General features: G+C 43.7%; 9 protein-coding genes, 1 tRNA gene and 1 pseudogene. 10 read left to right on the top strand and 1 reads right to left on the bottom strand.

All coding sequences use genetic code 11. The features are described 5' to 3' along the window. The 10 genes and pseudogenes from FB6_RS01815 to rpoC form a co-directional block, all read left to right on the top strand. Positions 1 to 125 (top strand): annotated as a pseudogene (locus tag FB6_RS01815) (hypothetical protein); the annotation flags it as partial. A 52-nt stretch (positions 126 to 177) separates the two neighbouring features. Next, positions 178 to 253 (top strand) — tRNA-Trp (locus FB6_RS01810). 72 nt (positions 254 to 325) lie between these two features. Beyond that, positions 326 to 766, top strand: a complete 441-nt coding sequence (gene secE / locus FB6_RS01805; protein WP_174558363.1) for a preprotein translocase subunit SecE — start codon at positions 326 to 328, stop codon at positions 764 to 766. Between the two features lie 7 nt (positions 767 to 773). Further along, entirely contained in the window at positions 774 to 1307 is a 534-nt protein-coding gene (gene nusG, locus FB6_RS01800; protein ID WP_174558362.1) for a transcription termination/antitermination protein NusG, read from the top strand. 119 nt (positions 1308 to 1426) lie between these two features. Beyond that, positions 1427 to 1855, top strand: coding sequence for a 50S ribosomal protein L11 (rplK, locus tag FB6_RS01795; RefSeq protein WP_001074682.1), 429 nt, complete (start codon positions 1427 to 1429; stop codon positions 1853 to 1855). A 3-nt stretch (positions 1856 to 1858) separates the two neighbouring features. Next, a complete protein-coding gene (gene rplA / locus FB6_RS01790) occupies positions 1859 to 2554 on the top strand; it encodes a 50S ribosomal protein L1 (RefSeq protein WP_174558361.1) in 696 nt (231 codons plus the stop codon). Positions 2555 to 2908: 354 nt separating this feature from the next. Further along, the gene (gene rplJ, locus FB6_RS01785) at positions 2909 to 3415 is read left to right on the top strand and encodes a 50S ribosomal protein L10 (protein ID WP_174558360.1); all 507 of its coding nucleotides are present in this window, start codon (positions 2909 to 2911) and stop codon (positions 3413 to 3415) included. A gap of 48 nt (positions 3416 to 3463) precedes the next feature. Continuing rightward, complete coding sequence (gene rplL, locus FB6_RS01780; RefSeq protein ID WP_174558359.1) at positions 3464 to 3832, top strand: 50S ribosomal protein L7/L12; 369 nt, start codon at positions 3464 to 3466, stop codon at positions 3830 to 3832. 304 nt (positions 3833 to 4136) lie between these two features. Continuing rightward, a complete protein-coding gene (rpoB, locus tag FB6_RS01775) occupies positions 4137 to 8225 on the top strand; it encodes a DNA-directed RNA polymerase subunit beta (RefSeq protein ID WP_174558358.1) in 4089 nt (1362 codons plus the stop codon). Between the two features lie 146 nt (positions 8226 to 8371). Further along, on the top strand, positions 8372 to 12571 hold the full coding sequence (gene rpoC / locus FB6_RS01770; RefSeq protein ID WP_174558357.1) for a DNA-directed RNA polymerase subunit beta': 4200 nt from the start codon (positions 8372 to 8374) through the stop codon (positions 12569 to 12571). 86 nt (positions 12572 to 12657) lie between these two features. On the opposite strand, the gene FB6_RS01765 is transcribed toward rpoC, so the two are convergent. Next, positions 12658 to 13518: an alpha/beta hydrolase gene (locus FB6_RS01765; protein WP_174558356.1), complete on the bottom strand. Its 861-nt coding sequence runs from the start codon at positions 13516 to 13518 to the stop codon at positions 12658 to 12660. Positions 13519 to 13761 lie beyond the last annotated feature (243 nt).

Genomic DNA, 13761 nt, shown 5'->3' with positions numbered 1-13761 from the left:
GTGACAACGTAGAAATGTCAGTAGAATTGATCCACCCAATCGCAATGGACCCAGGTCTACGTTTTGCGATCCGTGAAGGTGGTCGTACAGTTGGTGCTGGTGTAGTTGCTAAAGTAACTGCATAATCCAATGAGTTAAATTTGCAGGTCGGGAGCTTGGGTTCCCGATTTGTATTGTAGGTCAGTAGTTCAATTGGTAGAGCGTCGGTCTCCAAAACCGAATGTTGGGGGTTCGAGTCCCTCCTGACCTGCCATTTTTTAAAAAAAAGCTTGATGCTGGTTAAATTGTCATATAATAAGTCGCGAAGCCTACGACGAGTACAAAAATGTCGAATGATAAATCGCGTGACGCATTAAGCGAAGCGCCAATTCCACAAAGAAATAATTCTGCTGAAGTTGTTAATTCTGGTTCCCCTTTAGATATTGTTCTATGGGTTATCGCATTGATTTTATTGGTCGGTGCGGCTATGGCGAGTCAGTATTTACCAGCGTATTGGGCCCCAGCCAATAATGTTTGGGTACGCGTTGGAGTAATTTTGGCTTGTATCATCGTGGCTTTAGGTTTATTATACGCCACCCATCAAGGCAAAGGCTTTGTTCGTTTGTTGAAAGACGCACGAATAGAGTTGCGTCGTGTGACTTGGCCGACCAAGCATGAAACCGTGACCACATCTTGGCAGGTTCTTGCTGTTGTTGTCATTGCATCCATTGTTTTGTGGTGTTTTGACTACATTTTAGGCTGGTTAATGAAGTTTATTATCGGGTAAAAGAGCTATGAAACGTTGGTACATTATTCATGCCTATTCAGGCTATGAAAAGCAAGTGATGCGTTCACTTAATGATCGAATCCAGCGTAGCGCTGTAGCCGATAGCTTTGGTGAAGTCCTGGTTCCTACCGAAGAAGTGGTAGAAATGAAGGATGGCAAAAAGCGTAAATCAGAGCGTAAATTCTTTCCTGGCTATGTATTGGTCGAAATGGAAATGAATGATGACACTTGGCACATTGTTAAAGAATGTCCAAAAGTATTAGGTTTCATCGGCGGTACTGCAGAAAAACCTGCACCGATTACGCAAAAAGAAGCTGATGCGATTCTTGCACGTGTACGCAATACTGGTGAAGCACCTCGTCCTAAGACGATGTTTGAACCGGGCGAAGAATTACTCGTTATTGATGGTCCATTCACCGACTTTAAAGGCGTGGTGGAAGAAGTTCAATATGAGAAGTCACGTTTAACGTTGACGATTAATGTATTTAATCGACCAACTCAGGTTGAGCTCGAATTTCGCCAAGTCGAAAAAGCGAACTGATTTAAGTTGGTTGAAAACGCCCGATCTGTTATGGATTGGGCATTGTTGTTGTAACGGTTATCGTTACTTGAAATCATTGGGGAGCCTTCATCGGCGTTTGCACCCAGAGGTAATTTGAAATGGCTAAGAAGATTGACGGCTATATTAAGCTGCAAGTTCCAGCTGGTAAAGCGAATCCATCTCCACCGATTGGTCCTGCACTAGGTCAACGTGGTGTTAACATCATGGCATTCTGTAAAGAATTCAATGCTGCGACACAAAAAGTTGAACCAGGTCTACCAATTCCTGTAGTGATTACTGTGTACAACGACAAGTCGTTCACATTCATCATGAAAACTCCACCTGCATCTATTCTTCTTAAGAAAGCTGCTGGCATCCAAAAGGGTTCTTCTGTACCTAACAAAACTAAAGTTGGTAAGTTGACTCGTGCTCAATTGGAAGAAATCGCGACTACTAAAGAACCAGATTTAACTGGTGCTGACTTAGACGCGCGTGTACGTACCATTGCTGGTTCTGCACGTTCTATGGGCTTGGAAGTGGAGCTTTAAGACATGGCTAAATTAACTAAACGTCAAAAAGCGATCGCTGCTGCTGTAGAAGCGAACAAAGTTTATACTTTGGAAGAAGCTGTACAAGTGTTAACAAGCCTTCCTGCTGCTAAATTCAAAGAATCTTTGGATGTTGCGGTAAACCTAGGTGTTGACCCTCGTAAATCTGACCAAGTTGTTCGTGGCGCAACTACACTTCCTGCAGGTACTGGTAAGACTGTACGTGTAGCTGTATTTGCTCAAGGTGCTGCTGCTGAAGCTGCTAAAGCTGAAGGTGCTGATGTTGTAGGTTTTGATGACCTGGCTGAAAGCATCCAAGCAGGTAACCTTGACTTCGACGTAGTAATTGCTGCTCCAGATGCAATGCGCGTTGTAGGTAAATTAGGTACGATTCTTGGTCCACGTGGCTTAATGCCAAACCCTAAAGTGGGTACTGTAACTCCTGACGTAGCTGGCGCTGTTAAAAACGCGAAAGCTGGTCAAGCACGTTACCGTGTAGACAAAGCGGGTATTATCCACGCTGCGATCGGTCAAGTAGGTTTCACTGCTGAAGCTGTTCGTTCAAACGTTGAAGCACTTGTTGCTGACCTTAAGAAAGCAAAACCTGCTACTTCTAAAGGTATCTACATCCAAAAGATCACTTTAAGCTCAACTATGGGTCCTGGTCTTACTATTGATGTGGCTAACGTTTCTAAATAAGTTTCGGCTTATTACAGAATTTTAAAGCCCTGAGTAAAAATCAAAGCGCTGCTTTGATTTTTACGCAAGAAAGAACGACTGCTTTATTCGAAGCATAGCTTCTCATCTTGCGGGTCGGCAAAGCGCTGCTTTGCTGATCGCCCCTCAGGCAAACTTTGAATTGATAAATGTAAATTTGTCAGCGTCAAAGACCTCAGGCGAGGGGAGTTTTATGCTTTCTTCTTAATAATCCAGCCTGCGTAGACGCGGTGGTGTGATTTGTTCCTCCTCCGCGTGTGGGTTCAGTGATGAGCTCACGAATTGGGAGTGTGCTTCTTTTTAGAAGTGCATAAATCACCGCTAGGAGGTATTACAATGGCTCTTCTTATCGAAGGCAAAAAACAGATCGTAGCCGAAGTAACTGAAGTTGCTTCTACTGCGTATGCTGCTGTTGTTGCTGACTACCAAGGTTTAACTGTTGAGCAATTAACTGCTCTTCGTGTTGAAGCTCGTAAACTGGGTGTTGCTACACGTGTTGTACGTAATACTTTGGCTAAACGTGCTCTTCAAGATACTCAATTCAATATCTTGAATGACAACCTTGTTGGCCCAACAATCTTGGCTTTCTCAACTTCTGAAGACGACATGGGCGCAGCTGCTCGCTTGTTTGAAGAATTTGCTAAAACTAACAAAGCATTTGAACTTAAAGCTGCTGCATTTGATGGCAAAGTTTATCAAGGTGCTGAAGTTAGCGTTATCGCAAACCTTCCAAACCAAGAAAAAGCGCTTACTATGCTTGCAAACGTTCTTCAAGCTCCTATTTCGAAATTGGGTCGCCTTATTACAGCGCTCAAAGAGAAAAACGAGTCAGAAGCTGCATAAGCTTAAATCTATTTCCACACCATTCAATTTCCATTTGGAGTTATTCTCATGGCTTTAACTAACGAAGAAATCTTAAACGCAGTTGCTGAAAAAACTGTTCTTGAACTTGTTGAACTTATTTCTGCTTTCGAAGAAAAATTCAACGTATCTGCTGCTGCTGTAGCTGTAGCTGCTGCTCCTGGCGCTGCTGCTGCTGCTGAAGAGCAAACTGAATTCAACGTTGAGTTGACTTCTTTCGGTGCTAACAAAGTAGCTGTAATTAAAGCAGTTCGTGAAATCACTGGTCTTGGCTTGAAAGAAGCTAAAGACATGGTTGAAGGCGCTCCTTCAGTTCTTAAAGAAGGCGTTACTAAAGAAGAAGCTGAAGAACTTAAGAAAAAACTTGAAGAAACTGGTGCTACAGTTACTGTTAAGTAATTTCGCTAGGGGGTTAATTTTAAATTGACCCCAAAAATTGGCTGATGGCTCTTGGGTCATCAGCCTTTTTGCGTTACAATTATCGGCTCGATTTTTGTTTGATTGGTGTAAAAAAGCATCAATTACTATAATAATCAATAATATCAAACGCTTATCAATATTTTTTATATTTGAAAATATTGCTAAGCGTTTTAATACCACTAAAAATTGCAGCATTTGTAAAAAGTGGTGGCCATATCGGCCTGTGTAATTCCTTCTAAACCCGTTCTGCAGGCGGGCTTAGTTTACTTTCCGAGGACTCCAGATGGCATACTCATATACCGAAAAGAAACGGATCCGTAAGAATTTTGGTAAATTGCCTAGCGTCATGGATGCTCCGTACTTGCTCGCGATTCAAGTCGACTCGTACAGAACATTCCTACAAGATGGCAAAACACCAAAAAACCGCGAAGATATCGGTCTCCAAGCCGCATTTCGTTCAGTTTTTCCTATTGAAAGTTATTCTGGCAATGCTGCTTTAGAATTTGTTGAGTATAGTCTTGGTAAGCCTGAGTTTGATGTACGTGAATGTATTTTACGTGGTTCAACTTATGCCGCACCAATGCGTGTAAAAATTCGTTTGATCATCAAAGATCGCGAAACTAAATCGATTAAAGATGTACGTGAACAAGAAGTCTACATGGGCGAAATGCCACTGATGACTGAAAACGGTACTTTTGTAATCAATGGTACTGAGCGTGTAATCGTATCTCAATTACACCGTTCACCAGGTGTGTTCTTTGACCACGATAAAGGCAAAACACATTCGAGCGGTAAAGTTCTTTATTCTGCACGTATTATTCCTTACCGTGGTTCATGGTTGGATTTTGAATTCGATGCTAAAGACTTAGTCTATGTACGTATTGACCGTCGTCGTAAATTGTTGGCGACTGTGGTACTTCGTGCGCTGGGTTATAGCAATGAACAAATCCTGGATATGTTCTACGAAAAAGTACCTGTCTATCTGGACATGGGTAGTTACCAAATTGACCTTGTACCAGAACGTCTACGTGGCGAAATGGCGCAATTCGACATTGCTGACAAAGATGGCAAAGTGATTGTTGAACAAGGCAAACGTATTAACGCGCGTCACGTTCGTCAAATGGAAGCAGCAGGTCTGGAAAAACTTTCAGTTCCTGATGAATACCTATACGAACGTATTATCGCTGAAGATGTAACTTTACGTGATGGTGACGTGATTGCAGCCAATACTGTATTGAGCCATGAAATCATGGTGAAATTGGCTGAAGGCGGCGTAAAACAGTTCAACGTATTGTTCACCAATGACATCGACCGTGGTTCGTTCATTGCGGACTCTTTGCGTGCCGATACTACAACGGGTCGTGAAGAAGCACTGGTAGAAATCTACAAAGTGATGCGTCCAGGTGAGCCACCAACAAAAGAAGCTGCTGAAAACCTGTTTAATAACTTGTTCTTCTCTTCTGAACGTTATGACTTGTCTCCAGTCGGTCGTATGAAGTTCAACCGTCGTTTGGGTCGTCCTTATGAAGTGGGAACCGATCAGAAGTCACGTGAAGTTGAAGGCATTCTGTCTAACGAAGATATCACTGATGTATTAAAAACATTAGTTGAAATCCGTAACGGTAAAGGCGAAGTCGACGATATCGATCACTTGGGTAACCGTCGTGTTCGTTCTGTTGGCGAAATGACAGAAAACCAATTCCGTGTAGGTCTGGTTCGTGTAGAACGTGCTGTTAAAGAGCGTTTAAGCCAAGCTGAAACAGATAACCTGTCTCCGCAAGATTTAATCAATGCGAAGCCAGTGGCTGCTGCAATCAAAGAGTTCTTTGGTTCAAGCCAGTTGTCTCAATTCATGGACCAAAACAACCCGTTGTCTGAAATTACACACAAACGTCGTGTATCAGCGCTCGGTCCTGGTGGTTTGACACGTGAACGTGCGGGCTTTGAAGTACGTGACGTACATCAAACTCACTATGGTCGTGTTTGTCCAATTGAAACACCGGAAGGTCCAAACATTGGTTTGATCAACTCGCTTTCTGTTTATGCGAAATGTAACAACTTCGGTTTCTTGGAAACCCCTTACCGTAAAGTTGTTGATGGTCGTGTAACTGACGACGTTGAATACCTGTCTGCGATTGAAGAAGTAGGTACTGTGATTGCACAGGCCGATTCTGGCGTCGACAAAGACGGTAACTTGACTGAAGAATTCGTTTCTGTACGTCATCAAGGTGAATTCGTACGTATACCTCCTGAAAAAGTGACGCATATGGACGTCTCTGCTCAGCAGGTTGTCTCTGTTGCTGCATCACTAATTCCATTCCTTGAACACGATGATGCCAACCGTGCATTGATGGGTTCAAACATGCAACGTCAGGCTGTACCTACGTTGATTGCCGACAAGCCGCTTGTTGGTACCGGTATGGAAGCAAACGTAGCGCATGACTCAGGTGTATGTGTCCTTGCGAAACGTGGTGGTCGTATCGAATTCGTTGATGCTTCTCGTGTCGTGATTCGTGTTAACGAAGAAGAGATGGTGGCAGGTGAAGCAGGTGTAGATATCTACAACCTGATCAAATATACCCGTTCGAACCAAAACACCTGTATTAACCAAAAAGTACTGGTGAAATTGGGCGATAAAGTCGGTCGTGGCGACGTTCTTGCTGATGGTCCATCAACAGATGGCGGTGAATTGGCATTGGGTCAAAACATGCGTGTAGCGTTCATGACCTGGAACGGTTATAACTACGAAGACTCGATCTTACTTTCTGAGCGTGTACTTCAAGAAGACCGTTTAACTTCGATTCATATTCAAGAATTGTCATGTGTAGCACGTGATACCAAGTTAGGTGCAGAAGAAATTACTGCCGATATCCCTAACGTCGGTGAAGCTGCGCTTTCTAAACTTGATGAATCAGGTATCGTTTACATCGGTGCTGAAGTAACCGCAGGTGACATCCTGGTAGGTAAAGTAACGCCTAAAGGTGAAACCCAGTTGACTCCGGAAGAAAAATTGCTTCGTGCAATCTTCGGTGAAAAAGCCGCTGACGTGAAAGATTCATCTTTACGCGTATCTTCAGGTGTTAAAGGTACTGTTATTGACGTTCAAGTGTTTACACGTGACGGTCTTGAAAAAGACGAACGTGCTCAAGCAATTGAAAAAGCGCAATTGGATGCTTACCGTAAAGACTTGAAAGAAGAATACAAAATCTTCGAAGAAGCAGCGCGTGAACGTATCGTTCGCCTGTTGAAAGGTCAAGAATCTAACGGTGGTGGTAACACTAAACGCGGTGACAAACTGACTGAAGATTTGTTGTTTGGTTTAGAACTGGTTGACTTACTGGATATCCAGCCAAGTGATGAAGCAATTGCTGAACGCTTAACTCAAATTCAAGTGTTCTTGAAAGAGAAGAGCGCAGAGATTGACGAGAAATTTGCTGAGAAAAAACGCAAACTTTCTACAGGCGATGAATTGACCACTGGCGTATTGAAAGTTGTTAAAGTTTATCTTGCTGTAAAACGTCGCATCCAACCGGGTGATAAAATGGCGGGTCGTCACGGTAACAAGGGTGTTGTATCCAACATCTTGCCAGTGGAAGACATGCCACACGATGCTAACGGTGTGCCAGTAGATGTGGTACTTAACCCGCTGGGTGTACCATCACGTATGAACGTGGGTCAGATTCTTGAAACTCACTTGGGTATGGCGGCGAAAGGTCTTGGCGATCAAATCGACAAGATGATGAAAGAGCAACGTACTGTACTTGAGCTTCGTGACTTCTTAGACAAGATTTACAACAAAGTTGGCGGTCAGCAAGAAGACCTTGACAGCCTGACTGATGATGAAATCTTGGCCTTGTCAGGTAACCTGCGTAAGGGTGTGCCTTTAGCGACTCCGGTATTTGATGGTGCTGAAGAAGGTCAAATCAAAGAATTGCTTGAACTTGGCGGCATTTCACGTACCGGTCAAACTGTATTGTATGATGGTCGTACCGGTGAACGTTTTGACCGTCCTGTAACTGTAGGTTACATGTACATGCTGAAACTGAACCACTTGGTTGATGACAAGATGCATGCGCGTTCTACAGGTTCTTACTCATTAGTAACTCAGCAGCCATTGGGTGGTAAAGCTCAATTCGGTGGTCAGCGTTTCGGTGAGATGGAAGTCTGGGCACTTGAAGCATACGGTGCCGCTTATACGCTGCAAGAAATGCTTACTGTTAAGTCGGATGACGTTGAAGGCCGTACCCGCATCTATAAGAACATTGTAGATGGCAACCATTATATGGATCCGGGCATGCCTGAATCGTTCAACGTATTGACTAAAGAGATCCGTTCTTTAGGTATCAACATTGAACTGAAAAATGGTGACTAAGAAATCCCCCTGACCCCCTTTTTCAAAGGGGGAAAGTTCCCCTCTTTTATAAAGAGGGGTTAGGGGAGATTCCCAAATTTCGGTAAAAAACAATATTTGTGACCCAGTTGTAGAGTGAAAATCTCCACAACACACGGAGAAAAAAATTGAAAGACTTGCTCGATATCATGCGCAAAAAGACGGATTCTGATGGTCATGCTCCAGTAGAGTTTGATCGCATCCGTATTGGTCTTGCGTCACCAGAAATGATTAAGTCATGGTCTCATGGTGAAGTTAAAAAACCTGAGACAATTAACTATCGTACGTTCAAACCTGAACGTGATGGTTTGTTCTGTGCCAAAATCTTTGGTCCAGTGAAAGATTACGAATGCTTGTGTGGTAAATACAAGCGTATGAAATACAAAGGCGTCATTTGTGAAAAATGTGGCGTTGAAGTTACAACTGCGAAAGTTCGTCGTGAACGTATGGGTCACATCGAATTGGCTTCTCCAGTTGCACACATCTGGTTCTTGAAATCATTACCAAGCCGTATCGGTTTGCTACTTGATATGACTTTACGTGATATCGAACGCGTATTGTATTTCGAATCTTATGTCGTAACTGACCCGGGTATGACTCCAATGGAGAAATACCAACTTCTTAACGATGAAGAATACTTCACTGCTTTAGAAGAACACGGTGATGAATTCAGCGCGAAAATGGGTGCAGAAGCCGTTCAGGACTTGTTAAAAGACATCGATCTTGAAGCTGAAATTTCACGTCTGCGTGAAGAAATTCCAAACACAACTTCTGAGACTAAACTCAAAAAAGCGTCTAAACGCTTGAAGTTGATGGAAGCATTCAAAGAGTCAAACAACAAGCCAGAATGGATGGTGTTAACTGTATTGCCAGTTCTTCCACCAGACCTTCGTCCGTTGGTTCCTCTTGAAGGTGGTCGTTTCGCGACTTCTGACCTGAATGACCTTTACCGTCGTGTGATCAACCGTAACAACCGTTTGAAACGTCTTCTTGACCTTTCTGCGCCAGACATCATCGTACGTAACGAAAAACGTATGTTGCAAGAGTCTGTAGATGCGTTACTTGATAACGGTCGTCGTGGTCGTGCAATCACAGGTTCGAACAAACGTCCGCTTAAATCTTTGGCAGACATGATCAAAGGTAAGCAAGGTCGTTTCCGTCAAAACTTGCTCGGTAAACGTGTCGATTACTCTGGTCGTTCGGTAATTACCGTAGGTCCATCTTTACGTTTACACCAATGTGGTCTTCCGAAGAAAATGGCGCTTGAATTATTCAAACCGTTTATCTTTGCGAAACTACAAGCCTCTGGTCAAGCAACCACCATTAAAGCTGCGAAGAAAATGGTTGAGCGTGAAACGCCAGAAGTTTGGGACGTTCTTGCTCACGTGATTCGTCAACATCCAGTGATGTTGAACCGTGCGCCGACACTTCACCGTTTGGGTCTTCAAGCATTTGAACCGACCTTGATTGAAGGTAAAGCGATCCGTCTTCACCCACTCGTATGTGCTGCGTTCAACGCCGACTTCGATGGTGACCAAATGGCGGTACACGTACCATTAACACTTGAAGCTCAGTTAGAAGCTCGTGCGTTAATGATGTCTACCAACAACATCTTGTCTCCAGCGAACGGTGAACCAATCATCGTACCGTCTCAGGACGTGGTCTTGGGCTTGTATTACATCACGCGTGATGCAATCAATGCCAAAGGTGAAGGCATGGTGTTTGCGGATACTGACGAAGTAAACCGTGCACTTGCGACAGGTCAGGTTGATTTACACGCTCGCGTTAAAGCACGTGTGCACCAAACTGTAATTGACGAAGATGGTAACCGTGAACAACAAACCATTATTGTTGATACAACACCTGGTCGTTGCTTACTTTGGGAAGTCGTGCCTGAAGGTATGGACTTCCAGCAAATTAACATTGAGATGACTAAAAAGAACATCTCTAAGTTAATTAACTCTTGCTACCGTAAATTAGGTTTGAAAGATACGGTTATCTTTGCTGACCAATTGATGTACTTGGGCTTCCGTCAAGCGACTCGCTCTGGTGTATCTGTTGGTATGGAAGACATGCTGATTCCACCAAACAAAGAAGCAATTATTGCCAAGTCTGAAGCTGAAGTTCGTGAAATTGAACAACAGTTCGAACAAGGTTTCGTAACTGCTGGTGAACGTTATAACAAGGTTGTCGATATTTGGGCGCGTACCAATGACCAAGTAGCGAAAGCGATGATGGACAACTTGTCATTTACCACTGTTAAAAACAAACAGGGTGAAGACGAGAAACAAAAATCATTCAACTCGATTTATATGATGTCTGACTCAGGTGCCCGTGGTTCGGCAGCTCAGATTCGTCAGTTAGCGGGTATGCGTGGTTTGATGGCGAAACCGGATGGTTCGATCATTGAAACCCCAATTAAAGCCAACTTCCGTGAAGGTTTGACCGTACTTCAGTACTTCATTTCAACACACGGTGCACGTAAAGGTTTGGCCGATACTGCATTGAAAACAGCGAACTCTGGTTACTTGACTCGTCGTCTTGTAGACGTAGCGCAAGACTTGGTGATTACCGAGCCTGATTGCGGTACTTTAGGCGGTCTTGTAATGACTCCATTCATTCAGGGTGGTGATGTCATCGAGAACTTAGGTACTCGAGTATTGGGTCGTGTAGTTGCTGAAGATGTGAAGAAAGTCGGTTCTGACGAAGTGATTCTTCCACGTAATACTTTAATTGACGAAAAAATTGCAGCCTTCCTTGAAGATGCAGGTGTCGATGAAGTTAAAGTACGTTCAGTGGTTGCTTGTGAATCTACCTTCGGTGTATGTGCGAAATGTTATGGTCGTGACCTTGCACGCGGTCACTTGGTAAACCCAGGTGAATCTGTCGGTGTAATGGCTGCTCAATCAATTGGTGAGCCAGGTACACAGTTAACCATGCGTACATTCCACGTGGGTGGTGCCGCAAGCCGAACTTCTGCTGCCAACAGCGTACAAGTTCGTAACAAAGGTACAGTACGTTTCCACAACGTGAAAACAGTACAACATGCCAAAGGTCACTTGGTATCGACATCTCGTTCAGGTGAAATCGGTATTGCGGATGACTTGGGTCGTGAACGCGAACGCTATAAATTGCCATACGGTGCCTCTATCTTGTTGAAAGATGGCGAAGCTGTAGCAGCTGGCGGTATCGTGGCAACTTGGGATCCACATACACATCCACTCGTTACCGAAGTTGCAGGTAAAGTACGTTTCAGCCAAATTGCTGATGGCGTAACTGCAACATCGAAAACTGATGATGCAACAGGTATGACTACTATCGAAATCTTGCCAGTGACTTCACGTCCTGCATCAGGTAAAGATATGCGTCCTGCTGTCGTATTGGATACTACAGATGGCGGCGAACAGTTCTACTTCTTGCCACAAAACACGATTCTTTCTGTCCGTGATGGCGAAACGATTGGTGTTGGTGACGTTATCGGTCGTGTGCCACAAGAATCTTCACGTACCCGTGATATTACCGGTGGTCTTCCACGCGTAGCTGACTTGTTCGAAGCACGTAAACCGAAAGAGCATGCTATTCTTGCTGAAATTTCGGGTGTCGTAAGCTTCGGTAAAGAGACGAAAGGTAAGAACCGTCTTGTGATTACTCCGGATGATGGCTCTGAGATCTACGAAGAGTTAATTCCGAAATGGCGTACCATCAACGTGTTCGAAGGTGAACATGTGAACCGTGGTGAAACCATTTCTGATGGTCCGCAAAACCCACATGACATCTTACGCTTGAAAGGCGAAGTGGCATTGACCAACTACATCGTGAACGAAGTTCAGGACGTATACCGTCTGCAAGGTGTAAAAATCAACGATAAGCACATTGAAGTCATCGTACGTCAAATGTTGCGTAAAGTTGATATCACTGACGGTGGCGATACCAGCTTCATCAAAGGCGAACAAGTGGATTACATCCGCGTGATGGGCGAGAACCAAGCCGTTCTTGCACAGAACAAGTTCCCAGCGAAGTTTGAACGTCAATTGATGGGTATTACCAAAGCATCGCTTTCTACTGACTCGTTCATCTCTGCTGCATCGTTCCAGGAAACCACTCGTGTGTTAACTGAAGCGGCTGTAACAGGTAAAGAAGATGATTTACGTGGCTTGAAAGAAAACGTAGTTGTAGGTCGTCTGATCCCAGCGGGTACAGGTTTGGCTTACCACTTGGAACGTCGTCGTCAAGAAGCAGAAGCTGCAGAACATGCTTTAGTAAATGACTTCTCTGATGTAGACCAGGCATTAAGCCAAGCATTCAGCGATGAGTTTAACGGTCTGTAATTAGTCCTTTAAACTAATCAAAAAAGAGCCACCTTCGGGTGGCTTTTTTATGCTTGGGGATGGAGAAGCAGATTTGATTTATTACATCATGGAGGAGAATGGCTTTGTATAAATTGATTGACTGCTTGGGTATAGGAATTATTTTGCCCCAGTGATCTGTTGATTTCAGAATGTGAAAGTGCAATAGGCAATAACTGGGCTTGAGTCCCTAATTTTTGGGCCTGCTGAATAAATTGCTGTGCCTGTGTACAAGGCTGGTCTGGCCGAATGGTTGAACAAACAGCAAGAAACGCTGGTAAAGCTTGATGTAGCTGTGAAATAGGAGAAAGCGCCTGCCAGTTTAAGGGTCTTTTTCCAAAGGCCTGATCATAAAACCGTGCATGTCGGGTTTGCATAATGCTTTCAATATTATAGGCAGCGCTGTCTAGAGCTATGGTCGCAGGCCAAGGCTGGGGCTGCGAGGTCAGCCAAAGGGGCCGGGTGCTGAGCAGACTGACCAAATGTGCACCGGCGGAATGTCCCATAAGAACCAGACGTTTGGGATTGGCATGCCAATTGACTGCCTGATGCTGGATATAAATCAGTGCTTCGGCAATATCTTGAGTTTGTTGCTGTACAGTGACTTCAGGCACTAATCGGTAATTGATTGAAATAAAAATCCAATTCTGTTTGGTCCAGTAAGCCACTTTATTTTTGACTACAGCCGTATTGTTTTTATCACCAATGGCCCACGCTCCGCCATGTACCATCACAATTAATGGTGCCGGCGTTTGATTGCTAAGTGCTTTGGCGGGAAAATAGACATCCATGATTTGTTGCGGATGCAGTCCATATGCCAGATTCTTCAAGGTTTTCGGGGTAGAGAGCAGTTTGGGATTAGTATCATTGGCATAGGTTGATGGATTAAAGCTAAACAATATTGATATCAACAAGAGAAGTTTTTTCATTCTGATGATCCTTCCTGTTTAAGTTATTCAGCGTTTTATTTTTATTGTAAGTCCCTAGATCAATTGGCATGCATTAACTGATTTTTGGATGCAGAGGGAGAATAGCTAAGATTGTATAAGTTGAATCGATCTTTACGTATTTTAGTCTAAAACATATTACAAAATTCAGCATTAAAACCAGTAAAAGTAACAGTACGCTGATATTAAATTCACACTCATAACTTATGCTGTAACAAATAGCCA

It is taken from the genome of Acinetobacter bouvetii (assembly GCF_902753875.1).
Classification (GTDB): domain Bacteria; phylum Pseudomonadota; class Gammaproteobacteria; order Pseudomonadales; family Moraxellaceae; genus Acinetobacter; species Acinetobacter bouvetii_A.
The sequence above is the reverse complement of the archived record's forward strand: the minus strand, read 5'-3'. Positions and strand labels throughout refer to the sequence as shown.